This is a genomic window from Pseudonocardia terrae, assembly GCF_021343995.1.
GTDB lineage: Bacteria > Actinomycetota > Actinomycetes > Mycobacteriales > Pseudonocardiaceae > Pseudonocardia > Pseudonocardia terrae.
This window is the reverse complement of sequence record NZ_JAJTTE010000027.1, coordinates 1-26,987: the sequence shown is the minus strand read 5'-3', so window position 1 is coordinate 26,987 and position 26,987 is coordinate 1. Positions and strand designations below refer to the sequence as shown.

General features: G+C 74.9%; 25 protein-coding genes and 1 pseudogene. 10 read left to right on the top strand and 16 right to left on the bottom strand.

The genetic code is table 11. From position 1 onward, the window contains the following. Complete coding sequence (locus LWC33_RS18915; RefSeq protein ID WP_233305735.1) at window positions 1–927, bottom strand: cation diffusion facilitator family transporter; 927 nt, start codon at window positions 925–927, stop codon at window positions 1–3. A 208-nt stretch (window positions 928–1,135) separates the two neighbouring features. Between LWC33_RS18915 and LWC33_RS18910 the strand changes: the two genes are divergently transcribed. Next, the gene (locus LWC33_RS18910; protein WP_233305734.1) at window positions 1,136–1,471 is read left to right on the top strand and encodes a DUF3040 domain-containing protein; all 336 of its coding nucleotides are present in this window, start codon (window positions 1,136–1,138) and stop codon (window positions 1,469–1,471) included. Window positions 1,472–1,544: 73 nt separating this feature from the next. On the opposite strand, the gene pcaD is transcribed toward LWC33_RS18910, so the two are convergent. From pcaD to LWC33_RS18895, 3 genes are read right to left on the bottom strand one after another with little or no spacing between them, the layout of a single operon-like run. Next, entirely contained in the window at window positions 1,545–2,306 is a 762-nt protein-coding gene (pcaD, locus tag LWC33_RS18905) for a 3-oxoadipate enol-lactonase (RefSeq protein ID WP_233305733.1), read from the bottom strand. Window positions 2,307–2,319: 13 nt separating this feature from the next. Then, window positions 2,320–2,991 (bottom strand): CoA-transferase, encoded by a 672-nt coding sequence (locus tag LWC33_RS18900; protein ID WP_233305732.1) that lies wholly within the window; start codon window positions 2,989–2,991, stop codon window positions 2,320–2,322. Then, a complete protein-coding gene (locus LWC33_RS18895) occupies window positions 2,988–3,761 on the bottom strand; it encodes a CoA transferase subunit A (protein ID WP_233305731.1) in 774 nt (257 codons plus the stop codon). The genes LWC33_RS18900 and LWC33_RS18895 overlap by 4 nt, the downstream gene beginning before the upstream one ends. 119 nt (window positions 3,762–3,880) lie before the next feature. Between LWC33_RS18895 and LWC33_RS18890 the strand changes: the two genes are divergently transcribed. Beyond that, complete coding sequence (locus LWC33_RS18890; RefSeq protein WP_233305730.1) at window positions 3,881–4,780, top strand: aldo/keto reductase; 900 nt, start codon at window positions 3,881–3,883, stop codon at window positions 4,778–4,780. 4 nt (window positions 4,781–4,784) lie between these two features. Here LWC33_RS18890 and LWC33_RS18885 read toward each other — a convergent pair whose 3' ends face one another. The 3 genes from LWC33_RS18885 to LWC33_RS18875 all read right to left on the bottom strand — a co-directional run bounded on the left by LWC33_RS18885 (window position 4,785) and on the right by LWC33_RS18875 (window position 8,705). Then, complete coding sequence (locus tag LWC33_RS18885; RefSeq protein ID WP_233305729.1) at window positions 4,785–5,705, bottom strand: TIGR03564 family F420-dependent LLM class oxidoreductase; 921 nt, start codon at window positions 5,703–5,705, stop codon at window positions 4,785–4,787. Between the two features lie 134 nt (window positions 5,706–5,839). Next, complete coding sequence (locus LWC33_RS18880) at window positions 5,840–7,333, bottom strand: SDR family oxidoreductase (RefSeq protein WP_233305728.1); 1,494 nt, start codon at window positions 7,331–7,333, stop codon at window positions 5,840–5,842. Between the two features lie 70 nt (window positions 7,334–7,403). Then, on the bottom strand, window positions 7,404–8,705 hold the full coding sequence (locus LWC33_RS18875; protein WP_233305727.1) for an AI-2E family transporter: 1,302 nt from the start codon (window positions 8,703–8,705) through the stop codon (window positions 7,404–7,406). An 802-nt stretch (window positions 8,706–9,507) separates the two neighbouring features. Between LWC33_RS18875 and LWC33_RS18870 the strand changes: the two genes are divergently transcribed. Then, window positions 9,508–10,086 (top strand): hypothetical protein, encoded by a 579-nt coding sequence (locus LWC33_RS18870; protein ID WP_233305726.1) that lies wholly within the window; start codon window positions 9,508–9,510, stop codon window positions 10,084–10,086. Between the two features lie 613 nt (window positions 10,087–10,699). Here the strand turns inward: LWC33_RS18870 and LWC33_RS18865 are convergent. The 3 genes from LWC33_RS18865 to LWC33_RS18855 are packed head-to-tail and all read right to left on the bottom strand — an operon-like array spanning window position 10,700 to window position 13,900. After that, a complete protein-coding gene (locus LWC33_RS18865) occupies window positions 10,700–11,938 on the bottom strand; it encodes a D-arabinono-1,4-lactone oxidase (RefSeq protein WP_233305725.1) in 1,239 nt (412 codons plus the stop codon). Between the two features lie 25 nt (window positions 11,939–11,963). Further along, a complete protein-coding gene (locus tag LWC33_RS18860; RefSeq protein ID WP_233305724.1) occupies window positions 11,964–13,286 on the bottom strand; it encodes an amidohydrolase family protein in 1,323 nt (440 codons plus the stop codon). Beyond that, window positions 13,283–13,900 carry an NYN domain-containing protein gene (locus LWC33_RS18855; protein WP_233305723.1) on the bottom strand — a complete coding sequence of 206 codons (618 nt, stop codon included), beginning with the start codon at window positions 13,898–13,900 and terminating at the stop codon, window positions 13,283–13,285. The genes LWC33_RS18860 and LWC33_RS18855 overlap by 4 nt, the downstream gene beginning before the upstream one ends. A 152-nt stretch (window positions 13,901–14,052) precedes the next feature. Here LWC33_RS18855 and paaI point away from each other — a divergent pair, with 152 nt between their 5' ends. Beyond that, the gene (gene paaI, locus LWC33_RS18850; protein WP_233305790.1) at window positions 14,053–14,445 is read left to right on the top strand and encodes a hydroxyphenylacetyl-CoA thioesterase PaaI; all 393 of its coding nucleotides are present in this window, start codon (window positions 14,053–14,055) and stop codon (window positions 14,443–14,445) included. Between the two features lie 24 nt (window positions 14,446–14,469). On the opposite strand, the gene trmB is transcribed toward paaI, so the two are convergent. From trmB to LWC33_RS18835, 3 genes are read right to left on the bottom strand one after another with little or no spacing between them, the layout of a single operon-like run. Continuing rightward, a complete protein-coding gene (trmB, locus tag LWC33_RS18845; protein ID WP_233305722.1) occupies window positions 14,470–15,177 on the bottom strand; it encodes a tRNA (guanosine(46)-N7)-methyltransferase TrmB in 708 nt (235 codons plus the stop codon). Window positions 15,178–15,220: 43 nt separating this feature from the next. Beyond that, on the bottom strand, window positions 15,221–16,249 hold the full coding sequence (locus tag LWC33_RS18840; RefSeq protein WP_233305721.1) for a glycosyltransferase family 2 protein: 1,029 nt from the start codon (window positions 16,247–16,249) through the stop codon (window positions 15,221–15,223). A 49-nt stretch (window positions 16,250–16,298) separates the two neighbouring features. Next, complete coding sequence (locus tag LWC33_RS18835) at window positions 16,299–17,132, bottom strand: glycosyltransferase family 2 protein (protein ID WP_233305720.1); 834 nt, start codon at window positions 17,130–17,132, stop codon at window positions 16,299–16,301. Between the two features lie 366 nt (window positions 17,133–17,498). Between LWC33_RS18835 and LWC33_RS18830 the strand changes: the two are divergent. Beyond that, a pseudogene (locus LWC33_RS18830) lies at window positions 17,499–19,022 on the top strand (hypothetical protein); the annotation flags it as partial. On the opposite strand, the gene LWC33_RS18825 reads toward LWC33_RS18830, so the two are convergent. Continuing rightward, window positions 18,936–20,699, bottom strand: coding sequence for a PH domain-containing protein (locus LWC33_RS18825; RefSeq protein ID WP_233305719.1), 1,764 nt, complete (start codon window positions 20,697–20,699; stop codon window positions 18,936–18,938). The pseudogene LWC33_RS18830 and the gene LWC33_RS18825 overlap by 87 nt on opposite strands. 307 nt (window positions 20,700–21,006) lie before the next feature. Here LWC33_RS18825 and LWC33_RS18820 point away from each other — a divergent pair, with 307 nt between their 5' ends. The 5 genes from LWC33_RS18820 (at window position 21,007) to LWC33_RS18800 (ending at window position 25,203) form a co-directional block, all read left to right on the top strand. Then, entirely contained in the window at window positions 21,007–21,894 is an 888-nt protein-coding gene (locus LWC33_RS18820; RefSeq protein ID WP_233305718.1) for a hypothetical protein, read from the top strand. Further along, window positions 21,884–22,225 carry a hypothetical protein gene (locus LWC33_RS18815; protein WP_233305717.1) on the top strand — a complete coding sequence of 114 codons (342 nt, stop codon included), beginning with the start codon at window positions 21,884–21,886 and terminating at the stop codon, window positions 22,223–22,225. Before LWC33_RS18820 ends, LWC33_RS18815 begins: the two co-directional genes overlap by 11 nt. A 53-nt stretch (window positions 22,226–22,278) precedes the next feature. After that, window positions 22,279–23,826, top strand: coding sequence for a TldD/PmbA family protein (locus LWC33_RS18810; RefSeq protein WP_233305716.1), 1,548 nt, complete (start codon window positions 22,279–22,281; stop codon window positions 23,824–23,826). Continuing rightward, entirely contained in the window at window positions 23,823–24,158 is a 336-nt protein-coding gene (locus LWC33_RS18805) for a PmbA/TldA family metallopeptidase (RefSeq protein WP_233305715.1), read from the top strand. The genes LWC33_RS18810 and LWC33_RS18805 overlap by 4 nt, the downstream gene beginning before the upstream one ends. 94 nt (window positions 24,159–24,252) lie before the next feature. Further along, window positions 24,253–25,203 (top strand): metallopeptidase TldD-related protein, encoded by a 951-nt coding sequence (locus LWC33_RS18800; RefSeq protein ID WP_233305714.1) that lies wholly within the window; start codon window positions 24,253–24,255, stop codon window positions 25,201–25,203. Between the two features lie 3 nt (window positions 25,204–25,206). Here LWC33_RS18800 and LWC33_RS18795 read toward each other — a convergent pair whose 3' ends face one another. Further along, entirely contained in the window at window positions 25,207–26,025 is an 819-nt protein-coding gene (locus LWC33_RS18795) for an alpha/beta fold hydrolase (protein ID WP_233305713.1), read from the bottom strand. A 46-nt stretch (window positions 26,026–26,071) separates the two neighbouring features. Further along, the gene (locus LWC33_RS18790; protein WP_308190964.1) at window positions 26,072–26,620 is read right to left on the bottom strand and encodes a TetR/AcrR family transcriptional regulator; all 549 of its coding nucleotides are present in this window, start codon (window positions 26,618–26,620) and stop codon (window positions 26,072–26,074) included. Window positions 26,621–26,987: the final 367 nt, after the last annotated feature.

The following is a 26,987-nucleotide window of genomic DNA, read 5'->3' as shown; positions in this document are numbered from 1 at the left end:
TCAGTGGCAGGTGTGCTCGTGCCCCACGTGGGCGCGGCGCTCCAGCTGCAGGGTGCTGTGGCCGAGGCCGAAGCCGTCGCGCAGGGCGGTACCGGCGCGGTCCAGCACCGTCGCCCCGCAGCCCGTCGCGTCCTCGGCCTCCTCGGTGACCACGAGGTGCGCGGACATGGACGGCGTGCGGTCGTTGATCGCCCACACATGGAGGTCGTGCACGTCGGCCACGCCGGGCACGGCGAGCAGCGTGGAGCGGACCTCGGCGACGTCGATCCCCGGCGGCGTGCCCTCGAGCAGCACGTGCCAGACCTCGCGGAGCAGGCCGATCGCCCGGGGCAGGATCAACAGGGCGATGAGCAGCGAGGCCAGGGTGTCGGCGTAGGGCCAGCCCGTGGTGACGAGCACGACCGCCGCGACCATCACGCCGACCGAGCCCAGCGCGTCCCCCAGGACGTGCAGCATCGCCCCGCGCAGGTTCATGTTGCCGCGGTTGCCACCGGCGAGCACCACCAGCGACACGACGTTCCCGACGAGCCCGGCCGCACCGATGACCAGCAGCGGCAGGCCGGGGATCTCGGCCGGCGCGAAAAGCCGGGTCACGCCCTCCACCGCCACCCACACGACCACCGCGACCAGCGCCACGGCGTTGAGCCCGGCCACCAGCACCTCGACGCGGCCCAGGCCGAAGGTCCGGTGGTGGCAGGCCGGTTTCGTCGCGAGCACGGACGCGACGGCCGCGGCGGCGAGCGCCCCGGCGTCGGTGAGCAGGTGGCCGAGGTCGGCGAGCAGCGCGAGCGAGCCGGTCAGCAGGGCGCCGACGGCGCCGAGGACGGCACAGGCCAGGGTCACGAGCAGGGCGACGACCAGCCGGCGGCGGTCGCCCCCCGCCCCGCCGGCACCGTGGCCGTGCCCGTGTCCGTGACCCGTTCCCATGCGGCGCACGCTACCTATGCGTGATCGTGCATGCAAAGGGGAAGGGTCCCCTCACCACGCGACGACGATCACATCCGGGGTCCCGTCACACCTCGGTCCAAGGTCACGATTCGGTCACATACACTCGTTCGTGGTGCACCCGGATCGACGACGAGCGGGACGCCCGTTCCCCAACCAGGCCTTCGTGAACCCGGGGGTATCCCGACCGATGCTCAGCGACCGCGAGCGCAGCCAGTTCGCCCTGATCGAGCAGGGCCTCATGTCCGGCGATCCGCTGTTCGTGGCGCGGTGCAGCGCGCTCGGCCGCAAGGTGCGCCGGCTCCGGCCGGCCACGGCGACCCGCACCGCCCGCTCCGCGGGCCGCCGCTCGGTGCACGCCGCGGGCCTCGTGCCCACGATCCTGCTCGGCGGCGGCCTGCTGCTTCTGGTGCTCGGTGGTGCGGCGGCCGCGGTGCCCATCGTCGTCGCCGGGATCCTCATGGCCATGGCCGCGCTCGGCCTGGCCCTGACCGCGCCCCAGCGGGCGCGGCCGGACACGCCGTAGGAGACCGCTGAAGAACCCCGGTCGTCGCGCAGTTGGCCGGGGTTCTTCAGCGGTCTCCTGAGATCGGGTCGGCTCAGGTCAGGTGTTCCAGGAGGAGGCGGTTCGTCTCCTCCGCGCTCTGCATCGTCGCCAGGTGCCCGCCGCGCAGCACCTCCAGCCGCGCCCCCGGGATGCCCTCGGCGATCGTGCGGGCGTGCGGCTCGACGGGCGTCGGCTTGTCCTCGTCCCCCGCGATCACGAGCGTCGGCGCCGTCACGGCGGCCAGCCGGTCGCGGTGGTCCCACACCTCGATGGCCTCGCAGCAGGCGATGTAGCCGTCGTCGGGGGTGTCGGAGACCCACCCGACCGCCCGCTCGACGACCTCCAGGTGCTTCTCCGCCCAGTCCTCCGTGAACCACTTCTCGACGACGCCCGGCGCGATGCCCGTCGTGCCACCGGCTTCCACGGCCTCGATGCGCTGGCGCCAGATCGAAGGGTCCGGGAAGGCCGCGGAGGTGCAGCACAGCGCGAGGCGCGCGATGCGGTCCGGGTGCTCGGAGCCGAGGTACATCCCGACCATCCCGCCGAGCGAGAGGCCGCACCAGTGCACGCGGTCGACGCCGAGCGAGTCCAGCGTGGCCAGGACGGCCTCGGCCAGCGTCGCCATCGTGTACGGGCCGGGCGGGACGGGTGAGGCGCCGTGCCCGAGGTGGTCCATGCGGATCACCCGGAACCGCCCGGCGAGGGCCGGGAGGTTCGGCTCCCACATGTCGAGCGTGCTGCCCAGCGAGCCGAGCATCACGAGCACGGGCCCGTCCTCGGGTCCGTCCGTCCGGGTGTGGAGCAGGTCGGTCATGCGCCCGATCCTGTCATCCGCCCCGCAGGGCGGCGACCTCCTCGGCGGTGGCCGGCTCGGTGACGCCCACCTCGTCGGCGATCTCGAGCGGCCAGCCGGTCTCGGCCCGTACCCGGTCGACGGTGACGCCGGGGTGGACCTCGGTGAGCACGAGCTCGGCGGTGGCCGGATCGGGTCGCAGCACGCCCAGGTCCGTGACGACGGCGACCGTCCCCGACCCGCGCAGTCCCAGGTGTGCCCGGTCCAGCGGCCCGGCCAGTGCGCCCGGCGCCGTCACGAAGTCGACCCGCTCCACGAAGGCGGGGAGCCGGTGCGGCAGGAGCACGACGACCCGGCTCGCGCCGGCCGCGATCTCCGCGGTGGCGCCGACGCCGGCGAGCCGGTTCGTGGGCTCGTCGTACTCGCCGAGGACGGTGGTGTTGACGTTGCCGAAGGCGTCGACCTGGTCCGCGGCGAGCAGACCGACGTCGACCCGGCCGCCTTGCAGCCAGCAGGCCAGGTCGGCGACGCCCGCGGTCGCGGCGGGCAGGCCGTCGACGGTGCCGTCGTCGCCGAGCACGGTCAGCCGGGGCGCGTGCACGGCGCGGGCGAGCCGGGCGGCCTGCCGGGCCGCCCCGCAGCCGGCCACGCACACCTCGCCATCGGCCAGCATCCGGGCGGCGGTGACGAGCATCTGGTCGCTCACGCGCGGATCTCCTCCAGCCAGCTCGTGAAGCGGACCCGATCGCCGGACACACCGGCCCAGGAGCGGTCCACCGCGTCGTCGCAGGCGTGCCGGTCTGGCGGGGCGGCGGGCACCACCGCGATCAGGGTGATCGCGAACGCCGGCAGGACGACGGCGGCGTGCTCGGGCTCCAGCTCGTCGACGACCTCCTCGACCGTGACGAGTGCGCGGCGGGCGGCCAGCACGGCCTCCTTGCGGACCCCGGGAGCCCCGCCGAGCTGCACGTTCCCGGCCCGGTCGGCGCGCCGGGCGTGCACCACGGCGAGATCGGGGCGCAGGGCGGGCAGCGCGGTGAGCTCCGCGCCGGTGAACGGGCAGCGGACCGTCGCGACGTGCGTGAGGGCCGCGAGGTCGGTCCCGGTGTAGCCGTCGCGGACGGTCGCGAAGGGCAGCCCGGAGGCGCCGGCGGCGTACCGCGCGGCCATCCCGGCCTGGGTGTGCTCCTCGATCTCCAGCGGCGCCGGCCAGCCCGCGACCAGGGCGTCGCGGATGCGGTGCAGCCCCGGGTCGAGCCGGGAGAACACGAGCTTGCGCACGCATCCCGCGCCGACGAGCTGGTCGCCGGCCGGGCCGGGTGCGGTGCCGACGAGGGTGAGGTCCCGCGGCCTGCGCCTCAGCACCGCACGGGCCGCCGCCGCGGGCACCGCCGCGCCGAGCCCTTCGAAGGCGATCTCCGCGCCGTCGTGCACCAGGGCGTCGACGGCGTCGGCCAGCGGCGAGATCGTGGCCACGGCGCGAAGCTAACGGGCGGGCGCCGGGGCGGCAACCGGACGCACGTGACCGCCGTGACCCCTGCGGTGCTGGTCACGATCGGGGGCGACGCGGACACCCACGGTGCCACCCTCGTCCCATGACCAGCGTCATCTCGCAGAACGAGGCCGCCGAGGGCGCCGGCCCCGCGGCTGCCGCCGGCACGTTCCGGATCGGCGAGGGACCCGTGGTCCGCCGCCTGGGTTTCGGGGCGATGCGGATCACGGGGCCCGGGGTGTGGGGCCCGCCGGCCGATCCCAAGGCGGCGCTCGACGTGCTGCGTCGCGCCGTCGACCTCGGCGTGAACCTCATCGACACGGCGGACTCGTACGGGCCGGAGACCTCCGAGCAGCTGATCCGCGAGGCCCTGCACCCGTACGACGGGCTGACGATCGCCACCAAGGCGGGCCAGCTGCGTCCGGGGCCGGGGCAGTGGACGCCGTGCGGGCGGCCCGAGTACCTGCGCCAGCAGTGCGAGCTGAGCCTGCGCCGGCTCGACGTCGAGCGCATCGACCTGTTCCAGCTGCACCGCGTGGACCCGACGGTCCCGGCCGCGGACCAGTTCGGCGTGCTCGCCGAGCTCGAGGCCGAGGGCAAGATCGCCGAGGTCGGGCTGTCCGAGGTCTCGGTCGAGACGATCGAGCAGGCCCGCGGGATCGTCGACGTCGCGACGGTGCAGAACCGCTACAACCTCGTCGACCGCGCCAGCGACGACGTCCTGCGCTACTGCACCGAGAACGGCATCGGATTCCTGCCGTGGCACCCGGTCGCGGCCGGCGCCCTCGCCGAGCCGGGCGGCGCCGTCGCCGAGATCGCCTGGGCCCACGGCGTGACTGCGCCGCAGGTCGCGCTCGCGTGGCTGCTGCAGCGCTCGTCGGTCATGCTCCCGATCCCGGGGACCGCCGACCTCGCGCACCTCGAGGACAACTGCCGCGCCGCCGAGCTCGAGCTCGACCTCGCCGAGATCGACCGCCTCGACGCGGGCCTGACCGAGCTGTAGGTACTCAGGCCTGGGCGGCTTCTCGCAGCGTCGCCCAGGTCCGGTCGCGGTCCTCGCGGGAGGGCCCGAAGATGTGGGCCGTGAACTCCGCGACCCCGAGGTCGGCCAGCTCGCTCAGCCTCCTGCCCACGTGGTCCTCGTCGCCGATGATCGCGATGTCGGCCGGCTCGTCGAGGCCCTCGCGGTCGAGCATCGCGCGGTAGGAGGGGAGCGTGCCGTAGAGCGCATAGAGCTCGACGGCGAGCTCGCGCGCCTTCACCGGATCGTCAGTGACGCAGACGGGATACGCCGCCGCGACGTCGGCGGTCCGGGCGGCCCCCTCGGCGGCGCGCCTGAGGGTGGGGACCACGTGGTTGCGGAGCGTCCGCGGCCCCACCATCCAGGTGAGCGTCCCCGCCGTGCGCCTACCGGCAATGTCCAGCATCCGCGGGCCGAGGGCGGCGAGGAACACCTCGGGAGGAGTAGCCCCCGGTACCGAGATGGTGCCGCGGCAGGTCACCGTCTCACCCTCGACGGCGGCCTCACGACCTTCGAGCAGCGGCAGGAGTGAGTTGAGGTACTCCTCCATCCGGCTCACGTGCCGGTTCCAGGGGATGCCCCACATGCCTTCGCTGACCAGGGCGTGGGTCACCCCGATCCCGAGCGCGAAGCGACCTTCGGCGAATGACGAGAGGGTGAGTGCCTCCTGGGCCATCACCATCGGGTGCCTGCCCTGGATCGGCAGCACCCCGCTCGCGAGGCGGATCCCGGGGACCTCGCGCAGAGCAACCGCGAGCGTCACGACCACGTCGGGATCCCACGGCAGCTGCACCGTCCAGATGCGATGGAAACCAGAGTCGTGGGCTGCGGCCACATCCCGGACGTAGGTGTCGACCGGGGAGGTGCCCTCGCTGTCGTTCAGGAACCGAATGAGGCTGGTCCGCATGGAATACCTCCCTCCCGCGACGCGCGTGACCGGCACGTCACGGTCGCCGTCGGTGACGCCGGCCGGAGCCTGCGTCCGCCCGAGGAGGGTCCCGCCTCGACCGCCGCGCCTCCATACGCAGAGGTGCGTACGAGCTACGACGCCCTGCGCGCGGCTCCGGTGACCTCCGGGGCCGGGCGTTCGGCGGTGCGGGTGATGTTGCGGACCATGCCGCCGAAGACGATGCCGTGGAAGGGCGCGACCGACCACCAGTACAGGTGGCCGGCGAGCCCCTGGGGCACGAAGACGGCGCGCTGGGTGTAGCGGGAGCCGCCGGGGCCGGGCCCGACGCCCATCTCCAGCCAGGCCAGGCCGGGCACCTTCATCTCCGCGCGCAGCCGCAGCAGGGTGCCGTCCTCGATCTCCTCGACGCGCCACCAGTCGAGCGCGTCGCCGACGTGCAGCCGGTCGGGGTCGCGCCGGCCGCGGCTGAGCCCCACCCCGCCGACGAGCCGGTCCATCCACCCGCGCACCGACCAGGCCAGCGGGAACGAGTACCAGCCGCGCTCGCCGCCGATCCCGACCACGACCCGCCACAGCTCCTCGGGCGGTGCGGAGCAGGGCTGTGCGCGGTCGTCGGTGTAGACACTGCCGCCGGACCAGTCGGGGTCGCTCGGCAGCGGGTCCGACGGCGCGCCCTCGACGGCGGCGCCGGACCAGTGCGTCTCGACCTCGCCGTGGCGGATCTTCGCCAGGGCCAGCTCGACGGCCCGGTCGTAACCGATGCGGCCCTCGGGCGGGTCCGGCACGTACCGCAGGATGTCCTGCTCGCGGCACACCACCTCGTGCACCAGCGACTCGATCAGCGGCGCGGCGATGCCCTTCGGCACCGGCGTGACGAGGTTGACCCAGTGCGCCGACAGTCGCGGCGTGAGCACCGGGACACCGACGACCCGGCGCCGCGGCAGCCCCGCCACCGCGGCGTAGCGCTGCATCATGTCCAGGTAGGTGAGGACGTCGGGACCGCCGATGTCGAAGGTCCGGTTGACGTCGGGCGGCAGGTGGGCGGCGCCGACCAGGTAGCGCAGGACGTCGCGCACCGCGATCGGCTGGATGCGGTTGTGCACCCAGCGCGGCGTGAGCATCACGGGCAGCCGCTCGGTGAGGTAGCGCAGCATCTCGAAGCTCGCCGAGCCCGAGCCGAGGATCACCGCGGCCTGCAGCGCCGCCGTCGGCACCCCGCTGCGCAGCAGGACCTCGCCCACCTCGGCCCGTGAGGTGAGGTGTTCGGACAGCGGTCCGTCCGGGTGCAGTCCGCCGAGGTAGACGATCCGCCGCACCCCGGCGGCGCGGGCGGCCTCGGCGAGGATGAGCGCCGCCCGCCGGTCGAGCGCGGAGAAGTCCCGGTCGGCCAGCGAGTGCACGAGGAAGTAGACGACGTCGACGTCCTCGCACGCCCGGCGCACGCTCTCGGTGTCGAGCAGGTCGCCCCGCACGATCTCGGCGTGCCGGGCCCACGGCACGTCGCGCAGCTTGCCGGGATCGCGGACCAGGCAGCGCACCGTCGCGTCGGCGCCGCCCTCCTCGATCAGCCGGGGGGCCAGCCGTCCGCCGATGTACCCGGTCGCGCCGGTGATCAGGTATCGCACCCGCCCGATCCTCCCGTCGCGGGCCCGGATCGGCACGTCAGCCCGAGCGCTCCCCGCCCCGGACGTGTCCTCAGCCCGAGCGCCGCAGCCGGCTCTGGAACCGGCTCCACCACGAGGGCACCCGGATGCGGTGCGCGGTCTCGGCGTTGGCCTCGTGCGGGTCGACGGCGTTGATGGTGCGGGCGGGGGGCTCGTCGTCCCGCACGAAGGAGCGGATCGCGGCGCTGAGCACCGCGAGCAGCGGCACGGCCAGCAGGGCGCCCGGGATCCCCGCGACGACGACGCCGCCGGCCACGGCGAGCACCACGGCGAGCGGGTGCAACCGGACGGCCCGGCCGAGCAGCAACGGCTGGAGCACGTGCCCCTCCAGCTGCTGCACCCCGATCACGACGGCCAGGATGATCACCGCCGGGATCGGCCCGTTGGCCACCAGCGCGATGAGCACCGCGACCGCGCCGCTCACCACCGCGCCGACCGTCGGCACGAAGGCACCGAGGAACACCAGCGCCGCCAGGGGGATGACCAGCGGCACGCCGACGGCCCACAGCCCGATCCCGATCCCGATCGCGTCGACGAACGCGACCAGCACCGTGGCCCGCGTGTAGCCGACGAGCGTGGCGAAGGCCCGCCGCCCGGCGATGTCGACCTTCTCGCGCCGGGTCCGCGGCGCGGCCTTGAGCAGGAAGGTCCAGATCCGCCGGCCGTCGTAGAGGAAGAAGATCAACGTGAAGAGCGTGAGGGCGAGGCCGGCGCCGACCTCGGTGATCGTCGCGGCGGTGGTCAGCACGCCCGACGTCAGGTTGGCCTGGCTGTTGGTGAGCGCCTGCCCGATCTGCGTGGGGATGTTGCGCAGCTGCTCGGAGCTGAGGTTGAACGGCGGCCGCGCCAGGAACTGCTGGATCGAGGTGAGGCTCGCGGTCAGCTGCTCCTGCAGCTGCGCGAAGCCCCCGATGAACGTGTTGACCACGAAGGTCAGCAGCCCGCCGATGACGCAGAACCCCGCGACGATCGTGATCGCCACGGCCGGGCCGCGCGGCACCCGGCGCGCGACCAACCAGTGCACCACCGGAGCCATGAGCGCGGAGATCAGCGTCGCAATGGCCACCGGGACGACGACGACCCGCAGCTGGATCACGAGGAAGACGAGTAGGCCGAACGCCGCAGCGATGATCAGGGTACGCGCCGCGACCTCGGAGGTCACGCGCAGCGGGGTCGGCACGTAGGAGGCGGCGCTGCGGCGGCTGCGCTGTTCGGGGACGACCGGGGACGGCGGCGGGACCGGGGTTCCCGCAGGTTCAGGGGTGCGCGGCGGGGCCGCGGCGTCGGCGGAGCCGATCTCGGGGCCGGTCCCGGCCGCCCGATCGTCGGTCATTCGCGCACGGTATCCCCTCCTCGATCGCGCCACGGGCGGATCGACCGTCATGTCTTCGGTGGCAGTGGACTGCTCCGTCTCGGTGACGGGGAGTTGCAGGATCCACCGAGTTGGCCTAGCACTCCAGGCCTTCAATTACGGACTGTGGAATTACACCCGTGTAGTTGACCTCCTTCTGAGCGGCTGCTGGTTCTCTCGGGTGAGAGAGCCATGACGGAGCGGAGTTCGCGGTGGTTGCGGTGACACGCAGAACCGTAGTGATCTTGCGTTGCGGGCGGCCCGGCCGACACGCCGGTCGATGTCGATCACGCCCGAAGGTGTGGCGGCCGGCGGGGCTCGGGCGCCGTGATCGATCGGGCGGGGACCAGCGGTGACGTCGTCGGTCCGGGCCGGGGTGGCGGCGCGGCGGTGGTCGTTCCGGTGATCGTCCGGAGGGCCCGGCAGGTCGTCGGCGGAGGCGCCCGTCCCGATCGAGTGAGGTTGCGGGGGAGGCGCAGGTCCCCGGCCGTCGGAAGACGCCCGGAGGCCCCTGTGAGGTCCTGTGAGGCATCACGGAGCGTCCCGAAAGTGGCTCGACCGGACGCGGAGAGCGACGAACGCGGTCCCGTGGGACCGCTACGCCACCCGAATGGCTGGAGATGGCCCGAAAGCGGGTAACGACCGCACCCGACCCGTTTCCCCGAGAAGGTGACCCCGTTGTGGGTGGTGTGTGCCGCCGAACGGCCCTGTGGGGACAGGTCCGATGGCAGCATCGCGCGGCACACGGACGACGCGAGTTGGAGAGATGACGGAGGTGCGGGGCGTGACCGACAGGGAGCGAGTCCTCGACGGGGCGGTCGGCCGGCGGAAGGCCACGGTGCGGGTGCGGGGCGTCGAGGACACCGGTCCGTTCCCGGGGCGCCACGCGAGCCGGACCGAGATCGCGGCGGAGACGCCGATCTTCCACGCCCTCACGGTCGGCGGCTGGCGTGGGCGGCAGACCGAGCAGTCCGCCCGGCAGGCCCCGGCCCGCCGGCCCGGTCGCCGTTCGGCCGAGGCGCTCGACGACTTCCGCCGTGACCCGCTGACCGCACCGATCCCGGTGCAGGCCTACTCCACGCTGAACACCCGCACCACGCCGCCGGCGCCACCCGCCCCGCAGTACGTGCCCCGGTCGGTGGCGCAGCCGGTGCCGCAGGCCGAGCCGGTTCCGGTGTCGGCGGGCTACGACCGCGCGCCGCTCTACGCCGCGCACGTCCCGACCTACGCGCCCGCCGCTCCGGCCTACACCTCGCTGACCGACACGGGCCCGCAGGCGCTGGGCGAGCTGTCGTCGCGCACGGGTCGCCACCACCGCCGGGCCGTCGGGTCCGGCTCGGGGCACCACCACCTGGCGTACTGAGCCGGGACGAAGACCCCGGGGCTGGGGAGTCCCGGTGATGAAGGAAGGAAGGCCCGGGACCGAGAGGTCCCGGTGATCAGGGAAACGCACCGCGGCTGCTTCGGGCCGCGGCGGACGTCGGTCGGCTGGGGAGCGGATCGGCGTCGACCAGGGGGCCGGTGGGCCGGGGTCCGGGGGAGTGACCGGATCGCGGAACCACCGGCCCTCGTCGTCGTGGCGCACTCATGGCTCCATAACGCCCGAGAGTCGGGCTCAAATGAGCGTTATGGCTCCATAACGACCGAGAGTCGGGCTCATATGGGCACTATGGCTCCATGACGCACGAGAGTCGGGCTCACAACGAGCATTATGGCTCCATGACGCACGAGGGTCAGGTTCGAGCGAGGCATGACTCCAACGCACGATGGTCAGCCTCGAAATGAGCATTGTGGTTCCATAACGCGGGAAGGCCAGGCTCGGGCAAGCACTATGACTCCATAACGCCGGACCGTCCGGCTCGGGCGAGCACTATGGCTCCATAACGCGCAGAAGCGGCCCGAAGAACCACATTATGGTTCCATCACGCGTAGAACCCGCCCGAGCAATCGCGGCATGGTTCCCTGACGCGTCGTCGTCAGGGGCCGAGCAGGGCCTCGAGGTGGTCGCCGCCGAAGAGGCGGTCGGGATCCAGCCGGTCCCGCACGGCGAGGAAGTCGGGCAGCGCGGGGTAGGCCATCGCGAGATCGGCCGCGGTCCAGTCGTGCCGCCCGCCCCAGTGCGGCCGCCCGCCCATCCCCTCCAGCACCGAGCCGACCAGCCGGAACAGCGGCCCGTGGTCGTCGCCGCGATGCGTCCGCACGGTGATCCACGCGGTCGCGCGGCCGTGGGCGGGGTGCAGCCAGCCCGTCTCGGCCGGGCCCGTGCGCACCTCGACCGGGCGCCGGATCTCGCGGTCCCGCGTCGCCGTCGCCGCGCCGAGCTCGCGGATCGCGGCCGCGAGCGCCTCGCGCGGCAGGGCCCATTCGGTGAACCCGCCCTTGACCGGGTGCGGATCGGGCAGCAGCTCGTGCGGCGGCCCGGTCACCACGCCCTCCCAGCGCGGCGCCGGCCGGGAACGCTGCGCCGACCACTGGGCCGACGCCGTGTGGCCGAGCCGCGTGACGACCCGGCCGATCGCCTCCACCGGTCCGCCGGCCGGGGGCTCGGGCTCCCGGTCGACGACGGGCCCCGCCCACCGCAGCAGCGCCTCGCCGCTGGGCAGGTGCAGCTCCACCGCCGCGAATCGGTGCGCGTCGAGCGGCCCGCCGACCGCGAGGGCCTCCTCGGCCACGACCGGCTCCTCGTGGGCCTCCACCTCCTCGGCGGCCACGGTGCGCAGCTCCACCTCGGTCACGACGCCCAGCGCTCCGAGCCCGGTCCGCAGTGCGTCCAGCTCGGGGTCCTCCGCCTTCCGGACCCGGCCGGTGCCGTCGACGAACCGCATCCCGACGACCTGGTCCGACAGCGAGCCGATCCGTCCGCCACAACCGTGGGTCCCGGTCGCGATCGCACCCGCCACGGTGGCGAGCGGCGCGTGCGTGAGAGTGGCGAGTGCACGGCCCCGTTCCGCCAGCGCCGCCTGCACCGACGCGACGGTCGCGCCGGCGCGGGCGCGGACCGTGTCGGACGTGATCGCGGCTACGCCGGTGAGGGCCGAGCAGTCGACGTGTACGTCGTTGGTGAGGGGCAGGGCGCTGTCGGACCGGCCGGAGCCCAGCGGGCGGACGGTCAGGCCGCGTTCGGCGGCGCGGCGCACGGCGGCGACGACGCCCGCCTCGTCGAGCGGCCGGTCGGTGCGCCGGGGCCGGCACTGTTGCCCGCCCCACCAGTTCACCCACGTCGCGGCGACGATGGGAGCCTCACCCGTGGAGCCGCGCCGCGACGGCGCGGAGATCGGCCCGGGCCCGTTCGGCGTCGACCGTGACCGGGTCGCCGTCGTCGATCACCTGCTCCCCCGCGACCCAGACGTCGCGGACGAGCCGGGACCCGCCGGCCCAGACGAGGTTGGACAGGAGCTGGGCGTCGTCGTCGGGGTCGACGAAGGCCTGGTCGTCGAGGTCGACGTGCACGAGGTCCGCCCAGCGGCCCGGCTCCAGCACCCCGATGTCGTCCCGGTCGATCGCCTCGGCGCCGTCCCGGGTGGCCATGAGCAGCACGTCGGCCGCGGTGAGCGCGGCGGCGTCGTCCTCGCGCACGCGCGCGAACAGCGCGGCGAGTCGTGCCTGGTGCCAGAGGTCGAGGTCGTCGCCCGAGGCGGGTCCGTCCGTGCCGAGCCCGACGCGGATCCCCGCCCGCCGCAGGTCACCGACCGGGGCGAGGCCCGCGGCGAGCTTGGCGTTGGACCCGGGGCAGTGCGCGACCGCGACGCCGTGCCGGCGGTAGAGCGTGACGTCGTCCGCGGAGAGCTGGACGGAGTGCGCGGCGAGCACCCGGCCGCCGAGGGCGCCGACGGCGGCGAGCTCGGCCGGGACGGAGCCGTACTCCGCCCGCTGCGCGGCGTCCTCCTGCCGGGACTCGGCCACGTGCACGTGCAGCAGCGCACCCCGCTCCCGCGCGGCCTCCGCCGTCGTGGCCAGCGCCTCGGGCGGCAGCGTGTAGGCCGAGTGCGGTCCGTACCCGAGCTCGACCCGCTCGTGCGGCCCGGACCGCAGGCCGTCGGTGTCGATCCGGGCCGAGACGCCGTCGCGCATCTGCTCCCAGGTGCCGAGCCGGTCCCAGCCGGGCGCGGCGATGATCCCCGGGGTCAGCAGCACCCGGGAGCCGGCGGTGAGCACGGCCTCGATCACGGCGTCGGCGACGAAGTACATCTCCACCGAGGTGGTGCAGCCGGTCCGCAGCAGCTCGACGGCGCCGGCGGTCATCCCGACCCGCACGTCCTCCTCGGTGAACCTCGCCTCGGCCGGCCACATGACCTCCTGCAGCCAGGTCATCAGCGGCAGGTCGCCGCCCATCCCGCGCAGCGACAGCATCGGCGTGTGGCAGTGGGTGTTGACCAGGCCGGGCAGGAGCAGGCCGGGCAGCTCGCGCACCGGGCCCGGGGCGGCGGGGGCCTCCGCACGCGGGCCGACGTGGGCGATCCGCCCGTCCGGCCCGACGTCGACGACCGCGTCGCGCAGCACGGGGAACCCCGGCCCGCAGGTCAGGACCACGGGCGCGGCGAAGCGCTCGCCCCCGGTGGTCACCGGCGCGGATCGAGCAGCGACCGCAGGGACCGGAAGGGCGGGAGCCAGGCGCCGGTGTCCGGCAGGGTGTCGAGCGTCATCCGCGGCAGCGGCTCGCGGAAGACGCCGTCGATGTCCTCGAGGTCGAGGAAGGAGATCGTCTCCGAGTTCAGCGCGAAGTTCGCGTACTCGCGGAAGCCGATCACCGTGACGTCGGTCTGCTGCTCGATCAGCTTCTCGAGCGGTTCCCGGAAGGCCCGGCCGTCGCCGGAGGCCACCACGACGTGCCGGAGCTGGCCCTCCTGCTCCCGCATCTCGATGTGCCGGAGCATGTCGTCGTCGATGTCGGAGTCGTCGGTGACCTTCGGCTTGGCGAAGACCGCGAACCCGACGTTGCGCAGCGCCTCGACCCACGGCCGCACGACCTCGGTCGAGCCGGGCACCACGTTGGTGAACACGCAGGCCTCGGCCACGGCGTCCGGGCCGGCGAGGTCGAGCAGCCAGCGGCCGACGGCGTCGAACCGCGGACGGAAGGCGGAGGTGGGCCGCGCGCCCAGCAGGGAGCCGAGGCTCATGTCCATGTTGGGCGCGTCCCAGACGAGCAGCACGCGCGGGAGGGGGCCGGTCGACGTCACGGGGTCCGGGTCTCCCGAGGGTGGGTGCGCATGCCCGTGACCCTATCCCGACTCCGACGCCCGTGGCGGTTCGTCACACTGACCGGGTGAGCACGAATGCAGCGGACCTCCCGGCGGACCCCCAGGCGACCGCGGAGCGGGTCGCGAAGGCGATGGAGCACCACGACGAGGCGATCCGCGGAGCGGGCATACGGCTCGTGGACGTGGGACCCGGGCGGGCGCGGACGGCCCTCACGGTCGAGGAGCGGCACGTCAACGGGCACGGCATCGCGCACGGCGGCTACCTGTTCTTCCTCGCCGACGCCGCCTTCTCGTTCGCCTGCAACAGCCACGGCGTCTCGACGGTCGCCTCGGGCGGCGACGTCGCCTTCCTCCGCGCCGCCCGGCTCGGCGAGGAGTTGGAGGCCGAGGCCGTCGAGCGCGCGCTCGTCGGCAGGACCGGGCTCTACGACGTGACGGTCCGGACCGGCGCCGGCGAGGTCGTCGCGGAGTTCCGGGGCCGCTCCCGTGCGGTGCCGCACCTGCCCGCGCCGACCCTGGACTGATGATCCTGCACTGACCACCCTGGACTAACGCAGGTACATCAGGTCCCGGATCGCCCGCCCCTCGCGCACCGCCCGCTGCTCGAACTTCGTCAGCGGGCGCGAGTCGGGCCGGGGCAGCCAGCCGTCCGGCCCGGCTTCGGGCGCACGGTGCAGCAGCGGGCAGGCGTCGCACACCTCGCGCATCTGCAGCGCGTAGTGCTCCCAGTCCGTGGCCAGGTGCAGCCACCCGCCCGGACGCAGCCGGGATGCGGCGAGCGCGACGAACCCGGGCTGGACGAGCCGGCGCTTGTGGTGCCGCCGCTTCGGCCAGGGGTCCGGGAAGAAGATCCGGACGCCCTCTAGCAGGCCCTCGGGAACCGCGCGCTCGAGGAGGTCGACGGCGTCGCCGCGCAGCAGCCGCAGGTTCTCGAGGCCGGCCTCCTGCCGCAGCATGAGCAGCCGGGCGAGCCCGGGCTCGTAGACCTCGACGGCCAGGTGGTCCACCTCGGGCGCGGCGGCCGCCATCGCGGCGGTGGCGTCGCCCATCCCGGAGCCGATCTCCAGGACCACCGGCGCCGCCCGCCCGAAGAGCGTCTCGGGGTCGAGCCGCTCGACCGCGGCGACGTCGTCGCCGTACTCCGGCCACCACCGGTCCCACGCGTGCTGCTGGCCCTCGCTCAACCGGTTGCGCTGGTGGACGAACGAGGGGATGCGGTGGTGCCCGCCGGAGGCGGAGCCTGCGGAGCTGACCATTGGTTCGGAGGCGGAGCCTGCGGAGCCGACCGTCGAATCAGTTCTAGGCACCGTCGGCCGCGGGCAGGGAGACGTGCGAGGTGGCGCCGGGCAGCTTGCCCCGGACGTAGCCCGCGGTGGTGAACCCCAGACAGACGACGACGGCGGCCGCGGAGACCGGCCGCTTCGCCTTGACCTCGCGGATCAACGCCTTGGGGAGCACGGTCGCCACGTACCTGCTCTCGGTCGACAGCGCGTCGCCCTGCCCGACGAGCTTGGAGACGGCGGCCTTCGACAGGCCCTCCGCCCAGCTGCGGCGGCGCAGGTAGGACCAGTCGACGCGGTCGTCCGAGACGCGGTGGTCGACCTCCGCCCGCGGCTCGAAGAGGATCTTCACCTCGCGGCCGTCGGCCTGGTAGGCCTGCCGGGCCCGGATGCAGAGCTCGGTCTCCTCGCAGCCCAGCGGGTTCTTGCCGATCCGGCCGATGTCCTCGGCGAAGCCGCCGACCCGCTTGAACACCTCGCGGCGCAGGGACATGTTGCAGCCCATGAGGTTGCGGACCTCGGCCTGCTCCGTGGGCTGACCGGTGTAGGTACAGCCGACGACCCAGTCGAGCTCGCCGGTCGCATCCCGTCCCCCGGGCGCGCCCGGGAGGGTCGCGGGGCGACCCGAGTCGTCGACGGCGGTCCGGGCGACGGGCCAGCGAGGGTGCGCCACACCGCCGACGCCGATCACCGCCGGGTCGGTGTAGGGCTCCAGCAGGGCGCGGAGCCAGCCGGGACGGGCGGTGGCGTCGTCGTCGAGGAACACCACGACGTCGCCGGTCGCCATCTCGACGGCGGTGTTGCGCGCGCCCGACAGGCCCTGCCTGTGCGCATTGGGCACGACCTGCACCCGTGGGAACGCCTCGCGGGCCCGCTCGAGCAGTCCCTCGTTGTGGTCGACGACCACGATCGTCTCCACCGGCAGCACGTCCTGCGCCTGCACCGACTCGACGGCCGACACGATGTCGGCCCACCGCTTGTCGGTGTAGACGCAGACGACGACGGTCGCGGTGACCGGCGGCTCGGGCGCGGGCTCGAACAGGTTCACGGGGCGGGGTCCTCCGGTGCGGTCCGCCGGCGGCCGACGTCTCGTGCGGTCAGTTCTTCCGCTTGTCGGCGCGCCGGTGCTCGGAGAGCAGGGTACGCAGCACCCGGGTGCCGTCGGCGAAGGTCCGCAGGTTCGTCTCGCCGAACATGCGCTGCTTCTCGACCGACGGCACCTCGGTGATCTTCAGGCCGGCGGCGGCGATGCGGCAGTTGAGCACGGTCTCGATCTCGAACCCGTCGCCCCACAGCATCGTGCCGTCCTCCGGCTGCGGCTCCCCCGGGTCCGGGAGCTCCAGCAGCGGGAGCAGGTCGGCCCAGAAGGCGTTGTAGCCGTAGCAGAGGTCGGTGTACGACGTGCCGAACAGCGCGTTGGCCACGCCGTTCAGCCCGGCGTTGCCGGTGCGGCGCAGCAGGGTGATGTCGTCGCTGCCACCGCCGGCCGCGAAACGGGTGCCCTTGGCGAAGTCGGCGCCGGCCACCAGGGCCGAGACGAACGCGGGGATCTCCGCCGGGTCGGCCGAGCCGTCCGCGTCGAACATCACGACCACGTCGCCGGTCGCCGCCGCGAAGCCGCACGCCATCGCGTTGCCCTTGCCCTTACGGGTCTGCGTGATGCATCGCACCCACGGCAATGTGCGGCGCGCCGTGCCGATGGTGTCGTCCGTGGAGTTGCCGTCCACGACGATGATCTCGTGCACCGCGGGGCGCACGGCCGCGATCTGCGGCAGCACGACCTCGAGGTTGCGCGCCTCGTTGCGGGTGGGCACCACGACCGTCACGGCGGGGTTGGCCGAGCGACGCGGCGACGGCCGGGGCCGCGGCCTGCGGAACCCCGCGGGCGGCGCCTGCGGGCCGGCGGGCGGCGCGAAGGGACCGGGAGCCATGGCCCCCGGGGGCACGGCCCCGGGCGGGGGCCGGTACCCGGTGGGCGGGGGCCCGTAGGGGCCCGGACGCGGGCCGGGTCCGGGGTGCTGCCCGGGGCCGCCGGGCCGAGGTCCGCGGTACGGCGGCGCACCGGGCGCCCCGGGGGGCATCGGCGACGAGGCCGGACGGGCGGGCGTTACGGCGCTCACACAACCTCCAGACAGGTCCGCTCCACTCGGGACAACGAGCCGCCGCGATCCCGGTTACGGGTGACCGCGATCTCACTCGCTCGAGATCGGGTCGGTCGGGGAGCGTGACCGTGTCGTGACCCGATCCTCGTAGTCGTACGCATCCTGGCGCGTCCGATCGGCGGCAGCCTCAGCGGTATGTCCGAACCGACCGGTCGTCCGCCCGCGCTCGACGAACGGCTGCTGTCCGTCGCGGCCGAGCTCACCCGCCTGGGCAGGCGGGTCGACGAGCTCGGTGGAACGGTGAACGCGCTGGTCACGGAGTGGCGCGCCGGTTCGGCCGAGGGTGCTGCGGGGGGTGCTGCGGCGGGTCCGGCGGAGGGGGTGCCGGCGGCCGTCCGACCGTCCGCCGACGCGTCGGAACCGTCCGTCCCGCCGCGCGTGTCGCGCCATTACACCCCCGACCCTGTGACCACGCTGTGGACGCCACCGTCGGGTGTGTCGCCGTCGCCCGCGAGGGGGTCGTGGGGACCCGTCCCGCAGGCGGTCCACCAGGGCCTTCAGTACGCCGCGCCGATCGGGCCGAGCCCGCCCACCCTGGCGGAACGGCTGCGGGCCCGGCTCTCCGGCCCTGCGCTCCTGGCGGTGGCCGGGGCGGCCGTGACGCTGCTCGGTGTCGTGCTGCTGCTGGTGCTGGCCGCCTCGCGGGGCTGGTTCTCCCCGCCGGGACGGGTGACCGCCGGAGCCCTCCTCGGCGTCGTCCTGGTCGGCGTGGCGGTGCGGCTGCACCGGCGGTCCGAGGCGCGGACCGGGGCGCTCGCGACGGCGGCCACCGCGCCCGCGCTCTACGGCCTGGTCGGTCCGTACGCCGAGCCGCTCGGCGCCGCGGTCGCAGCCGCGGGCGCCGCCCTTGTCGTGGGGCTCGTGCCGACGCTCCTGCTCGACCGCCCGGGCACCCGGCCCGCCGCCGTGGCGGTGGCCTGGGTGATCGCGGCCGCGCCGCTGCCCCTGCTGGCGCTCGCGGCCCGGACGGACCCCTGGCCCGGTGCGGGGCTGGCGCTGCTCGCGGGTGTCGCCCTGCTCGCGATCGCCGTCCCGGCCGGGCGGGCGGCCGTGCGGCTCACGGCACTCGCGGCCGGTGCGGTCGCGGTGCTGGTCGCGACGGTCGTGGCGTTCGACGGCGGCACTCTCGACGCGGTCCTGCTCGGTGAAGGAGTGGTGGTGCTCGTCGCGGCGGCGGTCGTGCGGAGCCGGCCGGCGTTGCTCGTCGGCGGCGGGTTCGCGGTGATCGGCTACCTCGGTGCGCCCGCCGGTGGGCTGCCGGACCCGACCACGGTCCCCGCCCTGTCGGTGCCGTTCGGGGGCCTCGTGCTCGCCGTGCTGGTCCTCGCGGCGGCGGTCGCGGCGCTCGTCGCCGCGGGGCGCACCGGGACGGTCCGCGCCGACGCCCGGACCTCGGTGCTGTGGGTCCCGCTCGCGCTCGTCGCGCTGCACGGCGCCACCGCGACGGCCGTGACCGCGACGCTGCTCGTCTCGCCCGACCGGACCGGCTTCCTCGCCGGGCACGCGCTCGTCACGGTGTCGTGGACGGTCGCGGCGCTGGTCCTGCTCGCCCGCGGGCTCGCCCGGCCGGCGCTACGGGCGGCGGGTGCCGTCCTCGTGGTGGCGGCGGTCGGGAAGCTCGTGCTGTTCGACCTGCTGGCGCTCGACGGTGTCGCCCGGGTGGCGGCCTTCCTCGGCGCCGGGCTGGTCCTGCTGGCGGCCGGACACCGCTACGCGCGGCTGGTGGCCCGGGGTGCGGGCGCCGGGGACGGCACCCGGCACGCTGCCCGCGACGGTGCCCGAGACACTGCCCGACACCAGGAACGGAGCGAGCAGTGACGGCGTGGCCTCGCCGGCCAGCCGCAGCGCCTCGCGGGCGTCGACGTCGTGGGCGTGGAAGGCGCCCCGGCCGGCCGCCGTGGTCGCGCCGAGGGTGACGAGTCCGTTGCGCCGCTGCAGGATCGTCTGGCGCACGGTCCAGCCGATCACGCCGTCGCGGTGCAGCGCGACGGTGGTGCGGCGCAGCGACCCGGCCCGCACCACGAGGTAGCGGCCGACCACCGCGTGCCCGAGCCCGCGGTAGGTGTCGATCGCGACCGCCGCACCGACCGGGCCGCCGACGACCAGCAGGGCCACGGCCAGGAGGACGGGCCACAGCGTCCCGGTGGCCCCGCCCGCCACGGCGAGCGCCACCACCGGCGGCCCGACGACGAGTGCGGCCCGGCGGAGCCGTCGGCGGCGCGCGGCGGGCGGGTGCGGGCGCAGCGCCGCGGCCGTCGGCGAGCGGGACTCGCCGAGGATCACCGCGGCCACCCGCTCGGCGAGCCGGCGCGGCGCCGTCGGCAACAGGGTGCGGTGCTCGGTGCTCTCGGTGCCACTGCCCACCAGCAGGCCCGTCGCGACCGCGTCGACCCGCGCGGCCCCGGCCAGCCGCACCCCGAGAGGCTCGACGAGCTCGACGCCGGTCAGCCGCCGCTCCTCCAGTGAGATCGACCGGGTGGTGAGCACCCCGCGACGGACGCGCAGCGTGCTGCCGGGCTCCCGGTCGAGGCGGAACCCGCTCCACGTCTCGGCGTAGACCAGGAACGCGACGACCGTGCCGGCCAGCACGATCCCGAGCACGACCAGCACGATGCGCACCGCCGGCGGGACCGCCCGCAGCAGCCCGCCGAGCGGCCGGTCCACCAGCGCGAGCACCACGGCCAGCACGGCGATCCCGAACAGCGGGGTGGCGGCGGTGAGCACGCCGTAGCGCAGCCAGCGCGGGTCCAGCTCGGCGATGCGGCCGTCCGCGGGGCCGGCGGGCGGGCCGCCCGCGGAGCGCATCCGGTCGAGCAGCAGCGTGCGCAGCCGGTCGGCCTCCATCCGCTCGACCGGGCGCAGCCGCAGCGTCGCCTCGCCCCGCCCGCGCTGCTGGCCCGTGCCGACGCGCAGGGTGACCAGGCCGAACGCCCGCAGGACCGGGCCCGCCGCCACGTCGACGGTCCGGACGCGCTCGATGGCCATGCTGCGCGCCCGCCGCACGATCACGCCGGTGCGCAGCTCGACCCGGTCGGTGGTGATCCGGTAGCGCGAGCAGCGCCAGCGGGCGTAGGAGGTCGCGACGGCGAGGCCGACCAGCAGCAGCGCGACGGCCAGCGTCCACAGCGCGACCGGGCCGGCGAGCTCGGGCTCGCGCGCCGCGACGGCGACCACCGCGGTCGCGCCCAGGACGGCGACGGTGACGGTCGTCAGCACCCCGGCGACCGGCACGCAGCGCTGATCCAGCCCGGTCCAGCCGGACGGGTCGGGCTCGAGGTCGAGGGTCCCGGTGCGCTCGGGGGCGAGGCCGGCCCCGGGGGACGCGCCGGGCCTCACCGGCCCGCTCCCCCACCCCGTCGGCACACGATCGTTTCCCCCCGGTCGCGTCTCGCTCGCGCTCGTCCGTGCTTCTCCTCGACGCTCCACTCTGACGCACCGGCGGCCCGTGGGCGAGGGGCGGGGTGCGATCGAGGGGAACTCGTGCAGGCGGGAGGCGGCGGGACGCGCGTCGCACCTCCGCCGGGCGGGCGGAGGATCACCCCGAGGGGGTGAGCGGGGGAGCACCCGGACGGCGCGTTCACGGCCGTGAAGGGTTCCGCCGATCCGCCCCACGCCCGGTCGCGGGTCGGTGATGCTCCGCGTCGTGACCACGACCGCCGCCCCGTCGTCAGCCCCGTCAGCACCCTCGCCCGCACCGTCGCCCGCCCTGCCACCCCTCGCCCGCCGGCACGCCGAGGCGCTGCGCGCCAGGCGATCCGAGCTCACCACTGCCCTGGCCGAGGTGGACGGGCGGCACCGGGCCCGGCTGCGCGGCGACCTCGCCCTGGTCCGGCTGCGGGCGACCGCCGATCTCACGGCGGCCCTTCGTGATCTGCGCACCCTGAGCGCCCCGTGGATCAGCGGGCCGCGCTCGTCGTTGCCGGCCGTGCTGGGGCCCGCGATCGGGCGCGTGTCGGCCACGCTGCTCGCCCGGGCCCGCGGCGATGCCGACGCCGCGGTGCGCCGGGCCGCGGGGCGGATGCTCGGCCCACATCCGTTGCCGGGCGAGCTGATCCCACGGGCGAGCACGGCGAGCACGGCGCGCACGGCGGCGGCGCCGGCGGAACCGGCGGTCCTGGCGGTCAGGGAGCTGCCCGAGCCTCCGGGGCGGCCGGGCCGGCTCGACGCGCTGCTGCGGGCCGGCTCCGGCGCCGGTGCCGTGCGCCTGGTGCTGGTGCTCGTCGCGGGCGCTCCGGCGCTGGGGCTGTCGGTGGCGGGCGGGCGCACCCTGCTCCCCCTGGCGGTCGGACTCGCGGTGGCCGCCGCGGTCCTGCTCGCGAGGCACCGGCGGGTGGCCCTCGACCGTGAGCGATGGGGGTACTGGCTGGACACGGCGCTGCGCGACGCCGAGGCGGCGACCGTCTCGGCCTTGTCCGCCTTGCTGATCGACCTCGAGCGGCGGGCCACCGAACTGCTCGACCGCACTGCCGCCGAGCGGCGTACGGCGCTCGCCGCGGAGCTGCGCTCCCTGGGAGGACCGGATGCGCCCTGAGCTCGATCCGGTCGACCCCGATCCGGCCGACCCCGATCCGGACGTCGACGCCCCGGTGCGGCCCGAACCCCTCGCCTCCGGGTCGGCGCCGACCCGCGTGGCCGTCGGGGCCGACGGGCTCGACACGGACACCGACGGCGTTGCCGACTCCGTCGTCGTCGTCGACGGGCCGGATCTGCTGCTGCACACCGACTTCGACGGCGACCGCCTCGCCGACCAGGTCCTGCGGTTCGGCCCCACGACCCTCCCCGGTCGCGGAGTTCCACCCACTGTGGACGGTCAGGCGGAGGTGCACTGGTGGGCGCCGTGGACCTGGTTCGCCGATCCCTGAGCGGTACCGCCGAGCTGTCGCGGCCCTCCCCGGTGCGGGATAGGTTCTGCGCCGTGGCCCCCGATCCAGCCCCCTCGTTCCCGGGGAGTGATCCCGTCGACGCCGTCGACCCCGAGTTCCGGTCGCTCCCCCTGCAGGCCCTCGCCGGGGCGGCGCTGAGCCGGGCCATGCTGCTGGGCGCCCAGCACGCCGACCTCCGGGTCGAGCGGGTGGTGTCGCAGCGGATATCGTTGCGGGACGGGACCGTCGAGGGCGTGTCGGACGGCGTCACCACCGGCCTCGCGGTCCGCGTGCTCGTCGACGGCGTGTGGGGCTTCGCCTCGCACGTCGAGCTGACGGTGCAGGCGGCGAGCGCCGCGGCGGAGCGCGCGGTGGCGGTGGCCCGGACCCTGGCGCCGGTCGCGCTGGAGCGGGTCGAGCGCGCCGACGAGCCGGTGTACCCGGACGCGGTCTGGGTGTCCGCCTACGACGTCGACCCCTTCACCGTCCCCACGCGGGAGAAGGTCGAGCTGCTCACCGACTGGTCGCAGCGGCTGCTGGCGGCCGACGGGATCGACCACGTCCAGGCGTCGGTCACGCAGGTGCGGGAGTGCAAGTTCTACTCCGACCTCGCCGGCACCACCACGCTGCAGCAGCGGGTCCGCATCGAGCCGGGGCTGAGCGCCACGACCGTCGACCCCGGGGCCGGCACCTTCGAGTCGATGCGCACCCTCGCCCCGCCGGCCGGGCGCGGCTGGGAGTACCTCACCGGCACCTCCTACGACTGGGAGGCGGAGCTCGCCGGGCTCCCGGAGCTGTTGGCGGAGAAGACGAAGGCGCCGTCGGTCGAGCCCGGCGCCTACGACCTGGTGATCGACCCGACGAACCTGTGGCTCACGATCCATGAGTCGGTCGGCCACGCCACCGAGTACGACCGCGCGATCGGCTACGAGGCCGCCTACGCCGGCGGCTCGTTCGCCACCCCGGACCAGCTCGGCACGCTGCGCTACGGCTCCGAGCACATGCACGTGACCGGCGACCGCACCGTCCCGCACGGGCTGGCCACCGTCGGGTTCGACGACGACGGCGTCGCCACCTCCGAGTGGGACCTCGTGCGCGGCGGCACGCTCGTGGGCTACCAGCTCGACCGGACCTTCGCCCCGCGGCTGGGCCTCGAGCGGTCCAACGGCTGCGCCTACGCCGACTCCCCGCACCACGTCCCGATCCAGCGCATGGCGAACGTCTCGCTGCAACCGGACCCGGTGCGCGACACCACGACCGACGAGCTGCTCGCCGGCGTCGAGCGCGGGATCTACGTCGTCGGCGACCGGTCGTGGTCGATCGACATGCAGCGCTACAACTTCCAGTTCACCGGCCAGCGCTTCTTCCGGATCGAGAACGGGCGGCTCGCCGGGCAGCTGCGCGACGTCGCCTACCAGGCCACCACGACGGACTTCTGGGGCGCGCTCGCGGCCGTCGGCGGGCCCTCGACGTGGCGACTCGGCGGGGCGATGAACTGCGGCAAGGCCCAGCCCGGGCAGATCGCGCCGGTCAGCCACGGCTGCCCGAGCGCGCTGTTCCGCGGCGTGACCGTGCTCAACACCCGGGAGGAGGGCGAGTGACCGGCGTGCTCACCCCACAGGAGACGGTCGAGCGGACGCTCGCGGCGGCGGCGCACCTCACCGGCTGCGTCGTGATCGTCTCGGAGACCAGCGAGGCCGTGCTCCGCTGGGCCAACTCCACGATGACGACCAACGGGCACACCACCTCCTCGCGGATCACCGTGATCGCCGTCGTCGACGTGCCGGGCGGGACCGCCGCCGGCACCGTCTCGTCGGGCGAGCAGATCACCGGGCCGGAGCGGCTGGCGGACCTCGTCGCGGCCGCCCGAGCGCAGCGCGCGCGACGCCGGGCCCTCGCGGGACGCTGCGCCGCTGCCCGAACCGGCCGGTGACGCCGACCCGGGCTGGGGCGAGCCGGCCGCGGCGACCTCGATCGCCGTCTACACCGACCTGGCCGCCGGCCTGGCCGAGGTCCTGGCCGGGCCGTTGCGCCAGTTCGGCTACGCCGACCACTCCCTGACGACGACCTGGCTCGGCACCTCGACCGGTGTCCGCCGCCGGTGGGTCCAGCCGACCGGTTCGGTCGAGCTGAACGTCAAGGACGCCGACTCCTCGGCCTGGACGGGGACGGCCACCACCGACTTCACCGACGTCGACGTCCGTGCGCTGGCCGCCGAGGCCGCACAGCGACTGGCGTGGGGCGCGCGGAAGGTCCGCCTCGAGCCCGGCCGCTACGAGACCGTGATGCCGCCGTCGGCCGTCTCGGACATGCTCGTCTACGCGGGCTGGTCGATGGAGGGCCGTGCGGCGCAGGAGGGGCACAGCGCGTTCACGGGTAAGGCCGGCGTCGGCGGGCGGCTCACCGACCTCCCGCTCACCCTGTACTCCGACCCCGCCGCGCCCGGCCTGGAGTACGAGCCCGTGGTGATCACGTCGAGCTCCGGCGGCGGGGTCAGCGTGTTCGACAACGGCGCTCCCACCCGCCGGGTCGACTGGATACGCGAGGGCGTGGTCGACGGGCTCGTGTACTCCCGCGCGGAGGCGGCCGAGTTCGGGACGACCTTCACCCCTCCCGGCGACAACATGCTGCTCACCGGGGGCTCCGCCGTCACGCTCGACGAGATGGTGGCCCGCACCGAACGCGGCCTGCTGTTGACGTGCCTCTGGTACATCCGCGAGGTCGACCCCGCGACGCTGCTGCTCACCGGGCTGACCCGCGACGGGGTGTACCTGGTCGAGGGCGGGGAGGTCACCGCCGAGGTCGACCACAACTTCCGGTTCAACTACTCGCCGCTGGACATGCTCCGGCGCGCCACGGAGGTCGGCCGCACCGAGCCGGCGCTGCCGCGGGAGTGGAAGGACTGGTTCACCCGCGCGCGGATGCCCGCGATGCGGATCCCGGACTTCCGGATGTCGTCGGTGTCGCTCGGGAAGTGAGGGTCACCGGCGCAGGTGCCGGTCGAGGAACGCGCCGATGGTCGGAGTGAGCTCGTCCGCCCCGGTGAGCGGTGCCCACTGGCCCGCTCCCGGCAGCGCCGCGCGCTCCCAGTCCGGCCGGGCCTCGCCGAGCACGTCGACGAGCGCCCGCACCGGCGCCCGGGAGTCCCGCGAGTGGATCAGCAACGTGGGTGCGTCGGCGGTTGCGACCTCGGCGAGGGTGAGCCCCGGGTCGGTCACCGCGTCGAACTCGGCGAGCCGGGGCCTGAGCCCCTTGAGGACGGCGGCGCGGCGCTCGGCGGACAGCCCGTCCCACACGCCCGGCCCGAGCCAGTGGTCGGTGAACTCGCGGGCGGCCTCGTCGGGGCGCCCTGCCGCGAGCTCGGCCCGCAACCGGTCCCGCGAGGCGCACACGGCGTCGAACAGGTCGTCGTGGCCGGCCCTGGTGAGCAGCGCGAAGGGCGTGGGCTCGACGAGGACCAGGGCCCGGACCCGCTCACCCAGCTCGACGGCGGCGCGCATCGCGACGGCCCCGCCGAACGAGTGCCCGACCAGCCCGAGCCGTTCGCTGCTGCCGGCGGTCACCGCGTGCACCAGCCGGACCTGGTCGGACAGCGTCTGCGGCCGGTCCCCCGGCCACGGCGGCGTCGCTCCGTGGCCGTGGAGGTCCAGCGTCAGCACCCGGTAGCGGTCCAGCAGCGCGTCGGCGACCGGGTCCCACACCCGCCGGCCGCCGGCGATCGACCCCAGCAGCACGACCGGCGGCCCCGCGCCCACCCGGTCCACGTCGACGTCGACGACCCCGCGTCGCACCAGCACCATCCGATTCGTCCCCCCGGGCCGGGATTCGGCGGGAGGGGAGCCGGCGTTAGCCCCGTGAGGTGGAGATCAACATCTCGCGCAGCCGGGCGACGAGTGCGTCGACGCCGACGTCGCCGGTGAGCGGGGCGCCGGTGAGGGTCCGGAGGTACAGCCCGTCGCCGACGAGCTGCACCAGCCACGACAGGACGGGATCGGGGATCTCGGTGCGCAGCGCGGCGAGACCGTCCGCGTCGACGTCGGCGAGGGCGCGGCGGGTGGCCTCCCCGGTGGCGCTGCCGTCGGCGATCCGCAGCGCGGCGAGGTAGGTGCGGGTCAGCCCGACCGGCGAGGCCGCACCGGGGACGGAGGTCTGGAGGTAATAGGCGACGGCGCCGCCGGGATCCGCGCGCATGTGCTCGACGTCCGCGGCGCTGCGCTCGCGCAGGCGCTGCAGCAGGCCCTCGGCGAGCGCCTCCTTGGACCCGAAGTGGTAGAGCAGGCCGCCCTTCGACACCTCGGCGGCGGCGGCGACGGCGTCGAGCGTGGCGCTCGCCGGACCCTGCTCGACGAGCAGCGTCTCGTAGGCGTCCAGGACGCGGTCGCGGGCACTCGGCACATCGGGACCCTACCGACCGGACCCGACCGACGACTGCCCGGTGAGGCCGCTCACCAGCGGAATGTGCTTCTGGACCTGCCCGTTGAGCAACGGTACCGTCTGGACGGTAAAGCTGTACCGTCTGGACGGTACAGCTGTGTTCCCCCCGATCCGCGTCCCCGGGCGCCGCCGGACCCTGCAAGGACCCGTACCACCATGACCGCCACCCCGAGCACCGCCCCGCTCACCCGTTCCCCCGCACCCACCCCGGCCCGCGCCCGCCGACCCGGCCGGGTCCGCCTCGGCGGGCGGCGCGACCGCCTACGAGCTGGGCGCGGAGCTGGGCACGGCACTCCCTGTCTCTTAAACACATCAGACGCTGCCCACG